At 44.1% G+C, this 19,750-nt stretch carries 11 protein-coding genes; 6 read left to right on the top strand and 5 right to left on the bottom strand.

The window, feature by feature from the left end:
* Position 1: 1 nt before the first annotated feature.
* The gene (locus tag GC130_RS05830; protein ID WP_151997341.1) at positions 2–1,969 is read right to left on the bottom strand and encodes a DUF3857 domain-containing protein; all 1,968 of its coding nucleotides are present in this window, start codon (positions 1,967–1,969) and stop codon (positions 2–4) included.
* 487 nt (positions 1,970–2,456) lie between these two features.
* Positions 2,457–2,681, bottom strand: a complete 225-nt coding sequence (locus tag GC130_RS05825; protein WP_151997340.1) for a hypothetical protein — start codon at positions 2,679–2,681, stop codon at positions 2,457–2,459.
* A gap of 32 nt (positions 2,682–2,713) precedes the next feature.
* Here GC130_RS05825 and GC130_RS05820 point away from each other — a divergent pair, with 32 nt between their 5' ends.
* Positions 2,714–4,417, top strand: coding sequence for a DUF885 family protein (locus GC130_RS05820; RefSeq protein ID WP_151997339.1), 1,704 nt, complete (start codon positions 2,714–2,716; stop codon positions 4,415–4,417).
* A 561-nt stretch (positions 4,418–4,978) separates the two neighbouring features.
* Here the strand turns inward: GC130_RS05820 and GC130_RS05815 are convergent.
* The 3 genes from GC130_RS05815 to GC130_RS05805 form a co-directional block, all read right to left on the bottom strand.
* A complete protein-coding gene (locus GC130_RS05815) occupies positions 4,979–5,845 on the bottom strand; it encodes a viperin family antiviral radical SAM protein (protein ID WP_151997338.1) in 867 nt (288 codons plus the stop codon).
* A gap of 28 nt (positions 5,846–5,873) precedes the next feature.
* A complete protein-coding gene (locus GC130_RS05810) occupies positions 5,874–7,883 on the bottom strand; it encodes a hypothetical protein (RefSeq protein ID WP_151997337.1) in 2,010 nt (669 codons plus the stop codon).
* A 70-nt stretch (positions 7,884–7,953) separates the two neighbouring features.
* Positions 7,954–8,478: a helix-turn-helix transcriptional regulator gene (locus tag GC130_RS05805; protein ID WP_151997336.1), complete on the bottom strand. Its 525-nt coding sequence runs from the start codon at positions 8,476–8,478 to the stop codon at positions 7,954–7,956.
* A gap of 140 nt (positions 8,479–8,618) precedes the next feature.
* On the opposite strand from GC130_RS05805, the gene GC130_RS05800 reads away from it, so the two are divergent.
* From GC130_RS05800 to GC130_RS05780, 5 genes are read left to right on the top strand one after another with little or no spacing between them, the layout of a single operon-like run.
* Positions 8,619–11,891, top strand: coding sequence for a helicase-related protein (locus GC130_RS05800; RefSeq protein WP_151997335.1), 3,273 nt, complete (start codon positions 8,619–8,621; stop codon positions 11,889–11,891).
* 10 nt (positions 11,892–11,901) lie between these two features.
* Positions 11,902–15,435, top strand: coding sequence for an Eco57I restriction-modification methylase domain-containing protein (locus tag GC130_RS05795; RefSeq protein WP_151997334.1), 3,534 nt, complete (start codon positions 11,902–11,904; stop codon positions 15,433–15,435).
* Positions 15,432–15,695 (top strand): hypothetical protein, encoded by a 264-nt coding sequence (locus GC130_RS05790; RefSeq protein WP_151997333.1) that lies wholly within the window; start codon positions 15,432–15,434, stop codon positions 15,693–15,695. The genes GC130_RS05795 and GC130_RS05790 overlap by 4 nt, the downstream gene beginning before the upstream one ends.
* 3 nt (positions 15,696–15,698) lie before the next feature.
* Complete coding sequence (locus GC130_RS05785; protein WP_151997332.1) at positions 15,699–18,509, top strand: AAA family ATPase; 2,811 nt, start codon at positions 15,699–15,701, stop codon at positions 18,507–18,509.
* Positions 18,502–19,746, top strand: a complete 1,245-nt coding sequence (locus GC130_RS05780; protein ID WP_151997331.1) for an McrC family protein — start codon at positions 18,502–18,504, stop codon at positions 19,744–19,746. The genes GC130_RS05785 and GC130_RS05780 overlap by 8 nt, the downstream gene beginning before the upstream one ends.
* Positions 19,747–19,750: the final 4 nt, after the last annotated feature.

Genomic DNA, 19,750 nt, shown 5'->3' with positions numbered 1-19,750 from the left:
CCTATTCCACTGGTACAATGGCCAGCTTTTGGTTAAATAAATCAATTGCCTTGTCGTTCGCTAGTTTAATGGCCATGTAGTGCTCAGGTTTGTAAACAGCATGTTTCAGCTCAAACTTGCCGGACACCTTGATAGTGTTAGCGCTCATTTCCTCTACGTCGAACAGCAGCGTATAAAGAACATTATCCAATTTGTACCCTTTGGGTATCGCTTCCAATTTATAACCATCAGGGATGTTGATGGTAGCCAAGTAGGATGCGCTTCTTGGGTATATAAGGTCCACAGGGTACTTCCGGCTGGTTGATTTAAATTCTGACTCTTTGGGGGGTGCATTGAGAAACGGTGAGAAGTACACTTTGGAGTTAACCACTTCCGGCCGGATCGACGCCGAATATTCAACCACATAAGGCTGCGATGGGTCTTTGTAGTTGGACGTCGACATACGGCCAATTTGTTGCCCGTCGGAGGAGTAGAGGTTTTGTATTGCCTCTTGCTTGTTTTCAAGCGTTCGCCTGAGGTACATGGCTTCATGCCCTGCAGAAGAGTTCTTTGACTCAAACCTGATTGAGTCGAGTGAAGGGGAGAAGCTGAGGGTAAGCTCGCTGGTTGTTGTTGACTGTGAATTGCTTATCACACTCACCCATTGAGGGTCTCCATTTTTGACCAACAGCCCCTGATCATTGATACACCTCACAGGCAGTTCATCGTATTGACTGTGGACTTCCGTGGCGTCCATCAGAATGTGTTGCTCGCCAACCTGCGCATCGGCGATAACATAGTTGAAGAAATGATCGAAGGGATAGTCTTTGTACACTTTGCCATGTCCTCTCGTACTGATGATAACCGGGTTGGCGTCCAGCCCGAGTGTTCTGAGTAAAGCTACAAGGAACAGATTGATATCTGCATCGCTCCCTGTTTTCTGTTCGACAAGGTCTTTTGGCGATTTGGTAGCAAACTTACCATAATAGCCGTCCCAGCTAAAGGTGTTTTTCACCACATCTACGGCCACTTTTAGCTTCTCTAAATCCGAGGTTCCTTTGATATCAGAAAAAGGAGGCTCCTTGCATACTTTTGCCGCCTTGTCCATGTACTTCCCAAAGTCGAAGTGCTTATCGAGAGCGGAGACTAGCTTCGGCCAGGTGGTGATGATCTCTCTGCTACCTCCGTCTGCTTGGGTTACTTTGGCAAGCTGGAAATCGATCCTTTGTATGTAGTCATCTTCCGAAGAAAAGAAATCTTCGTCATCAAAAGAAGGTACATTTTTAGTGGCAAACTGATTAACAGCAATACTATAGTCAACCCCTGCAAAATGCTCTTGCCCAGGTTGGATAAAGGATTTTTTTAGTGTGAGCTTGGGATTCCCTATTAAGATAAAGACGTATTCGTAAAAAGGGATCATCCTGGCTTCATAATAGCTGTACAGCGTTGGGATTTTTGATTGAAAGCGCCAATCGTTAAGCCTGTAGACAAAAGGGCTGATCACATTATATTTTATGTCAATAATGGATCCTTTTTGAACGGCGGGCATGGCAAACTTTTTCACAGTGACATTGTCCGATACCTTCTCTTCAAAAATAGTAGCCTTGTCAAGCTCTGTTCTTGCCAGCCTTCCATTTTCGAAATTAAAGGTAATGGCGTCCAGGCTTTGAAGGAGTTCGTTGTCAACACCATCCTGGTACAAGGTAATGGCATGTTCTGCCCACCTTATGCCTGCATTGCTTAGAACTTTGATTCTCAGGTGGCGTTCAAAAGATAGCTCAAATGCCTGTGTATTGCCACGAATAAAGGAGGACGTGCCTTTGTCAAACAAAATGACAGCTTCTGCGTCGGGCTCAGAATCAAATTTGGAAAACTCAAAATCCTCATTGGCTACCGTTCCGAAATCACGGACATATTCCTGCGCTGAGGCTGTATGAAAACAGGAAACTAGTGCTATAAATAGAAGTATTGAGTAGGATAGGTTTTTCATGTATTAATCTCTCAGTTTTGTAAACAAGGCATAATAAAGCGTATTTGAACATTAAATGAAATAGGAAGTAGCGTTTTGTTTGGCTGATTTTTCTGCACCTCACCCCGGCCCTCTCCCGTGGGGAGAGGGGGGAGCTGCAAGCCGCTTCCTTATTCGGATGGGGCTTCACCGCCATCCTCCTCGTATCACGCCCCTTCAGGGGTGCCCGGCTTAGGGCTTGGACGAACGAAGGTGTCGGCACGGCGGAATAGCCAGCTAGCAAGAGCCGTCAGACACCGGAATGCAGACCTTGCTTGGCAGCGGCCTTAGTGGGGTGGCGATAACGGGGTTGTTTTAGGGAATACTCACCACTTGATCGTCGTTGCGAACGAGTTGACAATTGTCTATCTATGTCCAAAATCTTTGAACGAGTGTGGCAATCTGTCGAATACGGAGCCGGGTTCTGTTGACCAAGATTGCTTCGTCGCAATATAATTCTCGCACACAATCAACGAGTTGACTTGCTTCTCTTCAATGACGCAGAGTGATGTTTTAGGCTTCGGACTTTCAGGCGGCTGGCAGCCCAACGCAAAGCTATGTCCTCTGTTCCGGCGGGTGTCTCCACCGCCGACTGTGATTCGTTCCGGCGGGTGTCTTCACCGCCGGTTCCACCACCCACCGCACTTTCTTTCCCTTTGTCCAGCTTCCATTGATTTCCATGTGTTTCCGTCACATCTTATGCTTTGGATTCAACCTATCTGCCTTATGAAAAAGACTCTGCTCTCCTTCCTCTTTTCATTGTGTATGCTCAGTGCCTTCTCCCAACCACTCTACGAGCAAACCTCCGAGGTTAACAACCTCATGGTGCGCTACGACGCCGACCACGGCAGCCTGCACCGCTTTTACTATATGGACAGCTCGCCGGAGCGCATCGAGCGGCTCAAAACCCTCGATCAGGACTATCTCAGGCAGTTGGAGGCCATGGACTTCAACGCCCTCGGCACCGGTGCCCGGGTCGACTATCTCCTCTTCAGGCGGGATGTGCAGGAAGACCTCCGCAACTTAACCCTGGAAAGCACCGAACTGGCAGCCGTAAAGCAGTGGCTTCCGTTTGCTCCCTATCTCTACGAAATCGAAAACCTCCGGCGGCGGGGCAACCAACTCGAATGGCAGGAAGTAGCCAAAAAGCTGACCGACACAGGCGACGAGATAGAAGCGATCACCATCAAACTAAAAGCCGCCGAGCCCTTCGATCAGAAGCTGACTAAAAGAGCTTCGGCCTCCATCAAAGGCATACAGGAAGGCATCAAAAGCATCCACAGCTTCTACAACGAATACGACCCCTTGTACACCTGGTGGGTCACCATGCCCATCACCCGGGTCGACAGCCTGCTTGGCATTTACGAAAAGGTAATGACCAGCAAGGCCAGGCTCATCACCACACAAAAAGATGACGGCAGTGGGATTGTGGGCAGCCCAATAGGCCGGGACGAGATCATCAAACAGCTGGAGTTTGAAATGATCCCTTACACGCCCGACCAGCTGATTGAGCTGGCCAACAAAGAATTCGCCTGGTGCGATGCCGAGCTGCTCAAGGCGTCGAGGGAAATGGGCTTCGGCGACGACTGGAAGGCGGCGCAGGAGAAAGTGAAGAACTCCTATGTGCCCATTGGCCAACAGCCCGAAGCCATGATGGAGCTCTACAACCAGTCGGTGGCTTTCCTCAAAGAACACGACCTGGTCACCATTCCGCCGATTGCTGAAGAAAGCTGGCGAATGACCATGATGGCGGCCGAGCGCCAGAAGGTGAGTCCGTTCTTCCTGGGCGGCGAAAACTTCATTATCTCTTACCCCACCAACACCATGGAATACGAAGACCGCATGATGAGCATGCGGGGCAATAACCCCCACTTCTCCCGATCCACCGTGCACCACGAGCTCATTGCCGGCCATCACCTGCAGGGCTTCATGAACCGCCGCTACAAAACCTACCGCCACTTCCGCACCCCCTTCTGGACCGAAGGCTGGGCCCTCTACTGGGAGCTGCAGCTGTGGGACATGGACTTTCCCCGCTCCCCCGAAGACCGCATCGGCATGCTCTTCTGGCGCATGCACCGCTGTGCCCGCATCATCTTCTCGCTCAACTACCACATGGGCAAGTGGAGCCCCCAGCAGTGCATCGACTTCCTCGTCGACAGGGTAGGGCATGAGCGAGCCAACGCCGAAGGGGAGGTGAGGCGCTCCTTCACGGGCGGCTACGGGCCGCTGTACCAGGTGGCCTACCTCACAGGCGGTTTGCAGTTTTACGCCCTCAAAAAGGAGCTGGTCGACGGCGGCAAAATGACCCTCAAAGAATATCATGACGCCGTGCTCCACGAAAACGCCATGCCGGTAGAAATGGTCCGGGCCATCCTCACCAACCAAACCCTGCCCAAAGACTTTAAAACGCAGTGGCGGTTTTACCATTAAAGAGGTTACTCTCTGCTTTCCTGCAAGTAGTAACCTCTTTAATCCCAACGTGAACTATTGATGAGGTTACTCCCTGCGCTCCTGCAACAGAACCAAATTAAAGAGGTTACTCTCTGCGCCCCTGCAAATAGTAACCTCTTTAATCTCAACGTTAACTATTAAAGAGGTTACTCTCTGCGCTTCAGCACTTAGTAACCTCTTTAATCTTCCCCGACGAAATGAAAAGTTGCACCCCAATCTCTCCATCACCCAATCAAAAAATACTTCAATGACTTGGGCGTGCCCCCTTGCCGCCGGAGTGTTACCACTCACCCGACAACCCGTTTCGGCGGCAGGGGTCGGGCCATCACCAGTCGCCGGCCAACGCTCGAAAACCAACAGCGGGCTCCAACAATGGCTCAGTCCCTCACGCAAGAAGGCATTCCTTTAACTAGATATTATGGAAGAAGTGTCGCTAGTTCGGAGGTCGATCTTTACCCTGAACGTCACTTCGCAGTGCAGCGGAGAAGTCCCCCAGTCTCGGAGCGAAATCCCTTCGACGCACGCAACCCCTCCTGCCAGTTAGGCAAGTTTGTTAAAGTACTCGCCCTCTCTTTGGAGAAATTTTTTCTTCGAAACAGCAATCTCAGACAAGGCGTAATCAAAACTACTTTCAAGAATCGGGCTACTGTAGCTGTGTGTTCCTTTGGTGTTGTCAAAGAATCGCCCGTCCGGACTAATCATAAGATAGGAGCCCATCATCAAATCATTTTCCTCAGCAATAATTGGAACATTTGGCAATGCCGCTTTATGCCTTTCAATGTATTTAGAAAACATTGAGTCAGTGATAAGGTACTCCTCCTTATATCGATCATTTTGGCCGAGGATTGGCAATACTTGAAATATTTTCCACCGAACCGGGGCCACCTCTCTCACGAAATGAGACAAATCATCCTGCCAGTTGTAGTTAGAGACTACAGTATTCAGCTTAACAGGAATTCCTTCTAGCCGAGCCTTTTCCGCCAGCCCGAAATAGCTTTCTTCTGTAAGGGCTTGCTGGTTTTTGTTTAATGCCCTGCCTGAGCGAACATTAAGGTGCTCATTTATACTATCTACACTTAGTCCAAGGATATCCAAAAAGCGAGAAACAGAACGCCAAACCGCTTCATCGAGTAATCGACTTCCATTAGTCACAATGGACGTCACCATACCCAACTCTTTCGACACACGAAGTAACGTTGGCAAATGCTTTAAAAGTGTCGGCTCACCTCCTGCAAAATTTATCTTCCTGATGCCTGCCAGCGCACATTGCTTAATGATGCTAATGTGCTCTTCCATACGTGAATTTGCGTGGTCGATATCCCGAAAAGTAGCGAAGCAGAACTTGCAGTGCATGTTGCAATTGCGGTTCAAATGGTAGTTGACCGCAGAGATCGTTTGATCATTCATAACAAGAAAATTTAGGGTTAAACAACCGCTAGCTTTCCTGCGAAGAAGACTTCATCAAATCGTCGAACTCTTTAGATTTACGAAATATCTCCGGCCATACCTGGTCATTTTCAATCAACTGAATGATGGTAGCCAGTTTGTTTTCCGAATTTTCCCACATGGGTTTCATTTGTTCGAGTACCCATTTGATCTCAAACCAGGAGACCTTTTGATATCTTCCGATAAATTCATGGTCGTATTCAAACCAGGGCGTAACGATCAGGCTGTGGATGTCACAGTTGCCTATCTCAAGATCTGGCCAGTGTTCCGAGAGTTTTGTTGCCAAAATTGAGCTCTCCTGTACCTTATACAGTTGGCGGGATGCTTTTTGAAGGCCGTCTGTCCTGTCCTTCCATATCCATTCGCTGTCTTTCCTGAACTTATTACGTTTGATTTCGAGAATTAGTAATTGTCCCTTTTCGTAGATACCAACGTCAATCTCTACTGCGTTATCAACCTGTATCCTGTTCAATACTTGAAGTCCAGTTTTTCTAAAGTGAGTTGCAATTTTTAATTCAAAGTCTTTATCTGCCGTTCTATTTTCATCCCTTAACATGTTAAATAGAGTTTCCAAACCAGCAAAAGCTGTATTTTGAACCGCCAAGAGCGGCAGAAGTCTTATCATCGAACCATTGCCGGTTCGGATATTGGGCGTTGCTATAATGTTTAATTTCCCTGACTCATGTATCTCATTTGTTGAGGTTGCACTCAAATTGACGGCATCTGTAATTTCGGCCTCGATCAATGTGCCGCCCAATGAACTAAGCGTTTTTGATCGAAATGAATCTTTTGTTTCAACCTGTATCGGACACCCTTTGCCTTCATCTACAAATAGAATTCTCATAAGTGTTACAACTGGATGGATACCAGCCGACAACACAGAATTGAATGGTATTAAAAAACGCATTTGGGCATGTACATTCAGTAGAGCGAGGATATTAATGTATAGAAGTTGTGTATTGCTTATAATTCCTTCTTGACCGAGGTATTCAAGAATTGTTGCGACTGAATTATTCAAGGCCAATGCATGTTGATTGGCATTCTGGTCTATTTCCGAGTCTCCCTTGAAGGAAATATTATCACGATGTGCCCGATCGTCAGTTTCAAAAATTGCCAGTATTGAATTGAGAGTTTCGAAGGCATAAAGCTTATTTCCATTCTCAATAAACTTCATCCTGGCTCTTTTGTCTATTAGATACTCCCCTTCATCAAAGTCGTCTTGTAAATCAAATCGATATACATCGATTTCAGAACTTTCAAACCTTAAATAGTTGTAAATCTTATCCAGCGCCTGCATCACGACTGGCTTCTTGCCTCTCTTGGCCAATTCTGCAATCTCGGCGGCATACCGTTTCACCACTGACTCGAAGTCAATTTTTTCTCCGCTATTGGGGTGCTGCTGAAAATATTTGATGAACAGCTTATTGACTGCCTCATATTTAAAATGTGTCTGTGATCGGTCTTCATATCCAGGAGAAACCCACCAAACGACAATTGAGGTCAGTGTCTGAGCCAGACTTACTTCCTTCAGCCTTGACTCCAATTGATCAATTTCCTTTACATAGCTGTTCTTCTTAGATCGAAGCCGATCCATCCAATTGAAGTGGTTACTTAGGTACGGAGATGGGTTCTCAAATGCTTTTCTGATATTCTTGAAGTAATGGTCTTCCAAAAAGTACCCACTCAATCTCAGCGACTCAACAAACTTCTTCGGGTGCCTGTCAGTAAAAGCTCTGATCAGGTCTCTGGAGAAGCTTTGTCTTTTCCAGAACGTCTCTAGAAAAGAATAAATGAACTCAGATCGAAATACTATTGAACTCTTTTCATGTAAGAAAAGAACATTCCAGAAATTTTCATCCTCTGGGAGTAAAGACTGTTTGGCGAAGAACCTGGAATGCAGCGGATTAAAAAACTCTTCGACCCGATCCTCATCAATTAGATCAAGAGCCTGAGAGTAATTTTGCTCTTTGAGAGCGTCAAGAATTTGTTGGTACAACATAATTACGAAAAGTTAAGTAACTGCTTCGATAATTATGTCGATCCAAAAGTAGGTAAATCATCCATATATATCAATAAAGTGAGTTAACCCCCAGTATTTTTTTCTCAACTGTCATGCATAAGTTCGACTTTTCCTCCAGCCATGACCTGGAAACCTTAAAAATCTCACAAACCCTATCCAACTTTTCTTCAGTGGGATATCTATCACCCTCCATCCAATATTCAATTTCATTATAGGATACTTCCATGGTGCTGGCAAGTTGTTGCACACTAATACCTCTACTCCAAAACAGGAAAATGAACCTCTCCTCAAAATTTTGATGAAACTCCTCAATGGGATAGCCAGTTTCAAAGGCGACGAGCTCACCTCTGCCCCAGGCAAGCCATAGGTAGCTGACCTTTAATACATAAGCCAGCTTTTGTCTGACGATGGGCCGTGGTTTGATCTTTCCCTTAAGATAATAATGAATTTCAGGCTGGGTTAGATCTAACTGCCTGGCGAGTGATGATTGTGATTCTGCTCTAACCTCCATTGCCAACCTGAGTCGATCATGGAAGCCGATCATGAGGTCTTTTCTTTTGCTATTTTTCTTCATTTGCTTGGCGAAAGCTTTTTCCTAATCAATTACTTTGCCAAGAGATTACTTTCCGCAGGTATGGCTGCGAAACTTCCCTAAGTATATCTCACAATTTTTTCCCATTTTAGCCATTATTCTCTGAGGAACAATCTAGCCTGATGTCAACCAAGTTTTTCACCAACTCTACAGAAAATACACTAATCAAGAAATTTGAGGGAATATTCACTCATACACAGGTAGCTTTTTTCGATGCTCTGGTGGGATTCTTTAGATCCTCCGGTTACTTCAGAGTGAGGGGGTTTCTACAGAAAGTGACTAAAATTAGGATTCTGGTGGGGATTGATGTCGATCACCTAATGACTGAAGCGTCTTTAAAAGGTCTTGAGTTTAAGTTTAATGCAAATGAGACTCGTGAGGAATTTTACAGACGTTTGGTAGAAGATATTCAGGAAGCCAACTATGACAAAGAAGTAGAGGAAGGCATACTTGAGTTTATTAGAGACGTGGGAAGCGGCAGAATCGAAATCAAGGCTCATCCTGATAAGAACATTCATGCCAAAATATACATTTTTCGTCCTGCCAACTGGAATGAGCACAATAGCGGGTCTGTAATATCAGGATCAAGCAACCTCACCGAATCCGGGCTGGAGCGTAACTTTGAGTTCAATGTTGAACTGCGGGATTTTGATGACGTTGCCTTTTCGTTGAAAACATTCGAAGCGCTCTGGGACGAATCGATTGATATATCGCCTCAGATTATTCAAAAGGCGAAGCTTGAGACATACATCAACGATGAATTTTCCCCTTTCGAGATATATGTAAAGTTTCTTATTGAGTACTTCGGCAGTAGTATCGAGTATGATCCTGAATCGATAACCGATCTTCCCAAAGGCTATAAAAAGCTCGCCTATCAGGTCGATGCGGTGAACGACGGCTATAACAAGTTGTTAAAGCACGGCGGGTTTTTCTTATCTGATGTGGTGGGCTTGGGAAAAACGGTGATTGCCACAATCATAGCAAAGAAGTTCTATTTCAGTAACGGCTACCGAACCAAAACCCTCATAGTTCATCCCCCTGCACTTGAACCAAGCTGGCAGAAGACCCTTCGAGATTTTGAGTTTCCTAACTGGGAGCTTATCACCAATGGCTCTTTGCATAAGATTAAACACCCGGAAGACTATGACCTTATCCTGATTGATGAAGCTCATAAATTCCGGAGTGATGAATCAGAAATGTTTAACCAGCTTCAAAAACTCTGTAAGACCCCCTGCAAAAGAAAACAACTCGACGGAACCTTTAAAAAGAAAGTAATCCTTATCACGGCTACGCCATTGAACAATAGACCTGAGGATATACGTAACCAGATTTACCTTTTTCAGGATGCCAAGAGATCCACCCTGGAAGTGGGGAATCTTCAGCATTTTTTCCGACCACATATCGATACCTACGAGAAGCTAAGGAAAGAGCGAGACCGTACTGTTATTGCCAGGGAAGTGAAGAAAATTTATGAAGACATTCGGGTGAAAATTCTTACCCCGATTATAGTAAGAAGAACACGGACGGATATTGAAAATACGCCCCAGTACTGGGAAGACTTAAGCTCTCAAGGGGAGCGTTTTCCTAAGATTATACCCCCACGCCAGGTTCTGTATGTTCTTAAACCAGATTTGAATGTGCTTTATGATAAAACTATTCAGTTACTCAAAGGCAACCGAAATGGCTTGGGGTACTATAGATATCAGGCCATCAAGTTTTTGCCCAAAGAAGTTAAGGACAAGTACTTTAACAAAAGGGCTGACGTCATTTCTGAGCAGCTGGCTAATATCATGCGCATACTGCTTGTAAAGCGAATCGATAGCAGCTTTTATGCCTTTAAGAAATCATTAAAGCGGTTTAGGGATGCCAATACCGCCATGCTCAAAATGATTGAAAAAGGTAGAATTTATATTGCCCCTAAGCTTAATGTAAATGAGTTTATACTTAATGATAAAGAGGACGACTTAGAGGAAATACTTCGGGAGAGTTCCGATCCCGAACTGATTCAGGCGTTTGCCGTGGAGGACTTTGACAAAGAATTTGTAGATGGCATTTTTCGGGACGAAAGCATTTTGAATGAATTGGTCAGTGAATGGGGAAAAGTAACTCAGGATCCGAAATATGACAAACTCAGAGATCAGATCGATAATTTTTTGGACAGCGGCATTAATGACAATCACAAGCTAATTATCTTCTCAGAATCAAAGGAGACCACCGAATACATAACTGAGCGGCTTAATGAGGATGGTTTTAGTAAACTATTAAGTGTCAGCAGCGGCAATCAGAAAGACTTGGCTGAAACTATCGCCAAAAATTTCGATGCTAATTATAACCCTGCCCTTAGAGAAAACAATTACGACATTATTATTACCACAGAAGTATTAGCAGAAGGAGTCAATTTGCACCGCTCCAATGTGGTAGTGAACTATGATATTCCCTGGAATGCCACCCGACTTATGCAGAGGATAGGGCGGGTCAACCGGGTTGGCACCCCCTCTGAGTACATCTACATTTATAACTTTTTTCCCACCGCAGAAACAGATGATCAAATCGAGTTGAATAAGAAAGCCTACATAAAATTACAGGCTTTTCATTCTGCTCTTGGGGAAGATAGCCAGATCTATTCAACTGAAGAGGAGTTCAATAGCTACGGGCTTTTCGAAAAGGTGCCCGAAGAAGAAAAGGATGAAAGACTGGAGTTTCTTAACTGGCTTCGGCAGTTCCGTGACCAGAACCCGGACGAGTTTCGAAGAATTCAAAAGAAGATTCCGAAAAGGGCACGTTGCGGAAGGAAAGACGTACGCTCAAAGCAATGCACCCTGGCTTATCTTAAAAATCGACACAGAGATAGCTTTTTCTTCGTTTTTCCTGATTTTAAGCTTGAGGAGCTGACTTTTATAGAAGCAGCAAGAATCTATAAATCTACTGTCTCCGAGCGTGCTTTTCCTTTACATGGGCATCATCACGAGCAAATACAGATAGCCTTAAATGAGTTTGAAAGCGAATCGAGCCTGAGAAACCTTGGTGATAAGGCAACAGTAAAGTTGGGGCCGAACGAACAAAAAGCAGTTGCACTGTTAGGCAATTTTCGTGGATACGAATTGGCTACTCCTGACGAAGAGGACTTGATGTTCAACGCAAGAAACGCAATAAGAAAGGGCGCTTTTCAAAAACTACCACGGGAGATTAACAAGCTTATCAAAAGCGCTCAGGCGCAGCGGTTAAGAAAATCGGAGTTGTATGAGAGCCTCATCACAGTTCTGAGTGACTATCCTCTGGCTGAAATTGCAAAGGATAATGACGAGGAAGACCACCAAATGATAAAAAGGAAAACCAAGCTTTTGGCGAAGAATGATTTGCCGGAAATAATTATATCTGAGTCTTTTACAGGGTAAAAAGTAAGCGATGACCGAAAATCAACTTCGTGAAGTATTGAGCAGTCCCTACAACAAACAAAAGTGGACTAACCTATTACATGCGGTGTTTCCGGAAGTAGATGTATTTGCGAAGTCAGAGTCTGTGCACTTCGACCAAAAGTATAAGACTGATATTGCCGATTCTATTGATAGAATTGCTGAAGTGGTGCTGAAAGACGCTACCGTCAGCTTTTACGAAGTCCACATAAAAGACGGTGTAAAGCTATCGAAGAACCGTGTGGGAGTTAGGAAACTAATAGAAGACTACATCATAACAGGACTGGTCGATGCTGCTTTGGTTGTGTTTAAAGGCAATGACCCCACATGGAGATTTACCTATGTTACTAAAGAGTTTGATGAAGCTACTTTCAAGGATATTGACGTTCGTGACCGCAAAAGGTACACTTACATTTTGGGCAATGGTGAGCGGGTGAAAACGCCCGCCGCAAGGTTATTTCATCTCGCTAAGGAAACGCCAAAAGAAAAAAGGCATCTGAATGAGGCCTTTTCGGTCGAAACCTTGTCGAAGACCTTCTTTAATGAATATCGGGAGCACTACCAGAATTTCGTACAGTTCCTAACTGGCAAAAGGATGGTAAAAGAGAAGGGGAAATGGAAAGAAGTGAAGTTATCTAGCCCTAATTCATCTTTCGTACCTGTATTTGGTGGTGATGATAAAAAGGCAAGGGATTTTTGCAAGAAGCTCATGGGGAGAATCACATTCCTCTATTTTGTTCAAAAGAAAGGTTGGCTGGGAGCATCTACCAAAGAGTTTAAGGACGGTAATCGTGATTTTATTCGCTGGTGCTTTGATAACTGTAAGGACAAAGGGATTTTTTACAACGAATGGCTAAGGCCGCTTTTTTTCAAAGCACTTAATGAGGAGAGGGAGGGGAGCGACTTTAAGCTTCCCAATAGCACAACGACCAAAATCCCATTTCTAAATGGCGGACTGTTCGAGGAAGATGATGTCGACAAGAAAGCTGTTCAAATTGTTTTTCCAAGCTCACTCTTTTCGAATGACCGGAAGGAGTACGAACAAGAAAGAGGATTTCTTGATTTTCTCGATGCTTTCAATTTTACCATCGACGAAGATTCATCGAAAGAACAGATGGTGGCTGTAGACCCCGAGATGCTCGGAGTCATTTTCGAGAACTTACTTGAAGACAACAAAGACAAAGGAGCCTTTTACACGCCAAAGCCGATAGTTCATTTCATGTGCCAGGAGACATTGACCAATTATCTTCTGACATCATTTAGGAGCAAAAACCTGATTAATAGCGATCAGGAGGAAGAGTTCCGGGGATATTTCGAAGACCTTGTGAAAAAACAGGAGGGGGCAAAGCTCATCGACTTCGAAGAAGAGCTTCTTTTGTCACTGAAAAATGTAAAAATCTGTGACCCAGCCATTGGCTCAGGGGCCTTTCCCGTGGGCATTTTGCAGGAAATGGTCGACATCATTGAGGTATTTGCCAGTGTTTCAGACTTGGCAAAATCTATTTGGGATCTTGACACAGATGAATGGAACCCTGCCAAAATCAAAATCGACATCATCCAAAACTCAATATATGGTGTGGATACCGACCCCGGGGCGGTCGATATAGCCCGGCTTCGCTTTTGGCTCTCGATCATTGTCGACGAAGACTTGCCCAAGCCACTGCCTAACCTCGAATACAAAATCGTTACTGGGAATGCGCTGCTAGGGAAGTTCAAAAATGAGGTAATCGACATTGACTGGGAGGTAAAGGGAGGCAATGACCTGGAAAAACGAATCAAGGATATCTCACGGAAAATCACCGAAAGGCAGGCCGACTTTTATAGAAGTACCAAAGGAAAGGAAAAAATACAACAGGACATCAGAAGCCTTAAAATTGAACTATTGCTTGCTCAACTTGACGCCGACAAAGACAAGGTAGGGCAAAGTCTTAGGCGACAGGTAAGTCTGTTTGAAGATGATCAGGTGAAAAAAGCGGGCTTGAAGGTGCGAGAAGCTGGTTTTACCAAGACGATTGAAAAGCTAAAAGCCATTAAGAAGGATGCCAGCCGACATCTACCATATTTTGATTGGCGACTGGATTTTCCGGAAGTGATGAACCCCCACGTAAAAGCCAATCCTGGTTTTGATATTGTGATTGCCAATCCCCCGTATATGCGGGTGCAGGAACTGGAACGGCTTTATCCTGCCGACAAGAAGTTTTTGGAGGAGAAATTCGAAAATGCAAAAGGAGCCTACGATTTGGCAAATCTCTTTTTTGAGCTGGCCGTAGACTTATCCAACAATCACTGCAGCAACTGTTTTATTTTCCCCCACAAGTTTTTTAATGCGGCTAGCTCTGGTGTATTCAGGGATTATTTGCTGAAAGGCCGCTACATAGATAAGATTGCCCATTTTGGTGCTAATATGGTGTTTAATGAAGCAGATACCTATACCTGTATTAGCTTCTTTAGCAAGCTGCCAAACGAAGGATTTAAAATTCAGAAGTTCCCATTTAAGAGTGATTTCATTTCGTTAATGCAGGACGAATCCCAGTACTCATTTGTGTCTTATGATAAGTTAAAGTCAGCATCAAAATCCTACGGAACTAACCAGTTCATTTTATTCGACGCTGCCATTCAATATGATGTTTTCACCAAAATGTACTTAGCTTCCAAAAAACTTGAGGATGTTTTTGAAGATGTATTTCAGGGCATAGCGACAAGTAAAGACGACCTATATTTCCTGCACAACTCTTCAGTAGACGGCGAGTTTATCGTTGGTTACAATGAACTGGCAGATACCGAGTACAAAGTAGAAAGACAGTTCTTCAAGCCCATACTCATGGGCAAAAATGTCCATCGTTACAAAAAGCTCAGTACCAGCACCTATGTCTTTTTTCCATACATAGTTGATGGTAAAAAGGCAAAACCTGTGCTGCTCGACGAGCTCAAGAAAAACTATCCACTGACATACGCATTCGTTAAGGACAACGAAAAAGCTTTCAAGGCAAGGGAAAGAGGGAAAGCGGAGTCAATGGATTGCTGGTATGCTTACATATACCCGAAGAACCTCACCAAATTCGAACAACCCAAGCTCTCCAGCATGGAAATCTGCTCGGATCATCCCAATGTGACATTGAACTTTGAAAACCTGTATCACAATACAAAGGTATATAGCTGGGTAAAAAGAAAACATGTGGAGACGAGCTATGAATATTTTCTGGCTATATCGAATTCTCAGCTGTTTTGGTGGTTCTTGTTAAACACCGGCGATACTCTTCAGGGGGATGCAAGAACATTTAAAACCAACTACATAAATCCTTTCCCCCTACCAGAAAGGGTGCCGCAGGCCACAGACGATCTCTTTAAGAGTAAAGTAGAGGAAGTAATGGAGCTGAAAGCTGCGGGAAAGGACACAAAAAAGCTGGAAAAGGTGATTGATTCCATGGTTTACAAACTCTACAATCTCACCTACGAGGAAGTGACGGCTATAGATGGTGAATTTGAATTCAGTGAACACGAGTACCAAAACCTCAAGCTGCAATGATATCCGAATACCAACATATAGTGGTAGAAAGCTTCAAGCCCAGTAATACTGCCGGCCGCCACGGCCCCATTCATATCCGTCCCATTCCGGGGCAAGCTCCTTTTTTACCCCATATGCACGTAAGGTGCGCAAAGGAGCTATCGGAGGAATACCCAGTGGGTACTCGCTTCCGGATAAGGGCCAAGCTGACCAATAGAGAGGGAGGCACCCCCTTTATTCACAGCCACTACACATGGCCCTACGAAGTACTAAACGACTAAACCATGACCTTAAAAAAATTTAAGCAAAAGCTGATAGACTACGGACGAACATGCATACCGGATGAATACAGAGAGATAATTCGCATTCCGGGCACTTCTGAGTCGGACTACATGTACCTTCAAAATACGACCAGAGCGGAAGTCCTGGAATTTGTGAATAAAGAATTTCGCAGGAACAGACTTTCCGCCCAGATTGCCAAAAATGATGACATTGAGGGGCTGCAGCCACTGGAGTCATTTTCAGCTGGCAAAGAAAACAACGGAAAAGAAGTTTCGGATTTGTTTCCAGATAGAGATGAAAATGACTTTTTAGAAAGTGAAAAAAATAAGGTAGCGAACAACGTGCGGTGTGCTTTCGCTGACAAAAGAACATCCATCAGCAGGTTGGCGTTGCTTTATAATCCAAAGAGTGTTCGTCCTAATTACACGTGGGTTCCGGTATTAAAAGAACTGTCCACGAAGATTTCAGGACTAGAAAGTCAGCAGGAGTCACTAATCGATACATTGAAAGAGTTGGGAATTAAGGAAGGGCTAACGGACAAGGATGAAACTGGAAAAATCCCGCTTACAGTCATTGACCCGTTTACGTTCCTTTCCATGACTTTTAAATTTGGCCCGGAAAAGAGATTGCAGTTTCTGCAGACCCTTGCAAAGAAATACAAGCTTAGTGCTAAGGAGCCGACAGATGTCAATGGAATTCCTACAGCACCAGCTCAGCGAGTGTGGTACTTCCCATTCAAAGAAATCAGGCAAGCCCCCCAGCTTCCCCTTTTGTGGAAGCTATTCAAGGATGCGATTAGAAAGCAAGTTGATGCGAAAGATTTTGAGGAAGCCCAGAAAATACCGGCTGTTGGGTTCGTAAAGCTTACACAGGGCCTTTTTTACGTCAACCCTGAAGAATACCTCCCTATTAATGCACAAACCAGACCTTACCTCAATGAAAGAGGGATCAATACGGACTTTCATGATTGGCAGGGGTATCTGAACATATTACAGAACGTAAGAGAGCAGATCGATGAGCCCTTTTATGTTATTTCCTATGAGGCCTATCGCAGCGAAAAGCAACCTTCCACAAGTACTAACTCGACTTCTATGAGCAATCATCCACTCAATCAGATTTTGTTTGGCCCTCCAGGAACAGGTAAGACTTACTCCACCATGGAGGAAGCCGTCAAAATAGTGGAAGAACTGGATGAAAGTCAGTTTAAGGAAAAATATGCAGACAGAGACGATTTAAGAAAGGCATATCAGGAGTACAAGGAATTGGGACAGATTGAGTTCGTGACCTTTCATCAGTCATTCTCTTATGAGGACTTTATAGAAGGGATAAAGCCGATCATGTCCACAGACAGGGAAGGTATGCTTGGTTATGAAATTTCGCCAGGCGTTTTTAAAAGGATTGCAGAACGAGCCGATTCATATAAGGACTATGAGCCCGAAGAGTCTAAGACTATCTTTGACCTCTCAGAAAATCAGTACAATCAGGCCACTTTTTATAAAATAAGCTTGGGAAATAGTCAGGTGCCTGAAGATGAGGAGATCTACAAATATTGTATTGAAAATAATGTCATCGCCTTAGGTTATGGTCAGGATCAAGACTACACTGGGATGAATGAATCACAAGTCAAAGAAAAGGTCAAAGAATTAGGTTATGATCCATACAATGCCACTGCTGTTAACACTTTTAAGAACTACTTAAAAACCGGGCAATACGTTGTGGTTTCGTACGGAAATAGCAAGATTAGGGCGATTGGGAAAGTGACGGGTGAGTACAAATATAATCCGGATTCGGGAATTCAGTACAATCACTTCAGGACAGTGGAATGGATTATGACGGATAAAAATATTCCTGTCGAGGAATTTTACAAAAAATCGTTGTCTATGATGACGATCTATAAATTAGCAAAATATTCCCTAAAGAAAGAGTTTTTTGTCAAAGAACAAGGCAAAGTGGTAAAGTCAGAAAATCGAACTAAAAAGAACCATGTACTGATAATTGATGAGATAAATCGCGGTAATGTGTCTCAGATCTTTGGAGAGCTGATTACGCTAATCGAAGCTGACAAAAGAAAGAACCGGCCCGAAGTTCTGACCACCAAGCTGCCCTATTCAAAGACAGAGTTTTCTGTTCCACCCAATCTCTTCTTAATCGGAACAATGAACACGGCTGATCGGAGTGTTGAAGCGCTCGATACCGCTCTTAGAAGAAGATTTGTATTCAAGGAGATAGCTCCCCAACCAAAGCTGCTGAATACAAAGCGCATGTTGTGGCAGATGTTTTGGGACGGTGAGGAAACCCCGTGGAACGATGAGCCATATAAGACTACTGAAGTGGAATTTTTCGAGCTATTTGGTGTGCCGGAAGAATTCCACGACCGGAAGAAGGCAATATGGGAGAGTTGGGATGATAAGAAGATGGAGGCCCAGCTTGATACGTTTGAGCTGACCAACCTGACCGGGATTAATCTTGAATTGCTACTGACCAAGCTAAATGTTAGGATTGAACGGCTACTCGACAAAGACCACTGTATCGGACACAGCTATTTCCTGAAGGTGTATTCATTAAAAGACTTGAGGGACTGTTTCCACAATAGCATTATCCCGTTGCTACAAGAGTATTTTTACGGCGACTTTGGGAAGATAGGGTTGGTTTTGGGCGACTCCTTTATTGAAACAACAGCGGCAGAAAAGGGCCTCTTTAAATTTAAGGGATACGAGAAAGACTTGGTCGACGATCTTATACAAAGGCCGGTGTATGGTTTTAGCTCACCCTCCAAGTGGACAATAGACGCTTTTAAGTCTATATATGAGTAGGATCATCAAGGTATTTGAACACGACGCCATCTACCTTGGGGATAGTTTTCCTGGAGGATCCTCCGAAGATGCCATAGTTATTTCCCAGAAGCACCTCGATTTGCTTGGTAAATACAACGAGAAGCATGGGAGAAAGCATTTCACGCTTGTACCGGAAGGCGTAAAGTTCAACCAATATGTTGGCGTGGTACAGGCAGGAAATCTCACAATAGAAATCTTACCAAAGATTGACCGATATGGAGACGATAACAAGGACCTTTGGCAGAAGGTGCTTTTTTACATGCTGAAAGAGTGCCTGTTTGTTAGGATGGAGTCGGTATCCGAAGCTCAACTTAAATATAGATCGAATTCGTTGCTGGATCTTTACTTCCAGGAATACATCAATGAAGTTAGAACACTACTTCACAAGGGGCTGGCTAAGCGATACAGAAGTAGGTCTGGTAATGTTTTAGCTCTAAAGGGTTCACTGCAGTTTGCTCAAAACATCAGCCGAAACCTTGTCCACAAAGAGCGATTTTACACCACACATCAGGTTTATGACCATGAGCATCTGCTGAACCAAATTTTGAGACGGGCACTGGAAGTACTGCAATTGATCAATGTCAATCCACTTCTGACAGATCAAATTAACAGGACGTTACTTGACTTTCCAGAGCTTCCGGAAACTAAAATTTCCACCAAAAACTTTGGGCTTTTGAAATTCGACCGAAAGACGGAGAGATACAAAAAGGCAGTTGAAATTGCTAAGATGATACTGTTACATCTCAGCCCAGACGTAAGAGGGGGTGATAATCAGGTTTTCGCCTTACTATTCGACATGAACAGAATTTGGGAGGAGTATATCTACCGTCAAATCAGAAAAGAGATCCCTTCGGCTACCAGACAAAATGTAACATCATTTTGGAATCCCGATATCAATTATGGAATCAATGGCAAAACCATTAGGCCTGATATAATTTGCGAAAGTGCAGTGATCGACACAAAATGGAAAACCTTCGATTTAGATTCTATCTCTGACGGGGATCTGCAACAGATGTTTATTTACAATTCATTTAAAGTAAAAGACCATGCTTTTCTTCTTTACCCAGGAAAGGAAACAAAGATCCACGTTTCAGGAACCTATTCTTTTTTAGGCAAGAGATGCACGCTCGCAACCATCAATCCGATCAAAGATGGAAGACTGAATTCCGAAGTAGGAACGGAAATAAAAAAACTAATAGAAACTAAACTTCTCTGAGATA

It is taken from the genome of Imperialibacter sp. EC-SDR9 (assembly GCF_902498805.1).
GTDB lineage: Bacteria > Bacteroidota > Bacteroidia > Cytophagales > Cyclobacteriaceae > Imperialibacter.
Note: the sequence above shows the minus strand (reverse complement) of the source record. Positions and strands in the feature narration are given on the sequence as shown.

Coding starts and splice junctions, on each gene's coding strand:
- GC130_RS05795 (WP_151997334.1), top strand. CDS start 11,902: ATGACCGAAAATCAACTTCGTGAAGTATTGAGCAGTCCCTACAACAAA.
- GC130_RS05830 (WP_151997341.1), bottom strand. CDS start 1,969: ATGAAAAACCTATCCTACTCAATACTTCTATTTATAGCACTAGTTTCC.
- GC130_RS05805 (WP_151997336.1), bottom strand. CDS start 8,478: ATGAAGAAAAATAGCAAAAGAAAAGACCTCATGATCGGCTTCCATGAT.
- GC130_RS05790 (WP_151997333.1), top strand. CDS start 15,432: ATGATATCCGAATACCAACATATAGTGGTAGAAAGCTTCAAGCCCAGT.
- GC130_RS05815 (WP_151997338.1), bottom strand. CDS start 5,845: ATGAATGATCAAACGATCTCTGCGGTCAACTACCATTTGAACCGCAAT.
- GC130_RS05785 (WP_151997332.1), top strand. CDS start 15,699: ATGACCTTAAAAAAATTTAAGCAAAAGCTGATAGACTACGGACGAACA.
- GC130_RS05780 (WP_151997331.1), top strand. CDS start 18,502: ATGAGTAGGATCATCAAGGTATTTGAACACGACGCCATCTACCTTGGG.
- GC130_RS05820 (WP_151997339.1), top strand. CDS start 2,714: ATGAAAAAGACTCTGCTCTCCTTCCTCTTTTCATTGTGTATGCTCAGT.
- GC130_RS05800 (WP_151997335.1), top strand. CDS start 8,619: ATGTCAACCAAGTTTTTCACCAACTCTACAGAAAATACACTAATCAAG.
- GC130_RS05810 (WP_151997337.1), bottom strand. CDS start 7,883: ATGTTGTACCAACAAATTCTTGACGCTCTCAAAGAGCAAAATTACTCT.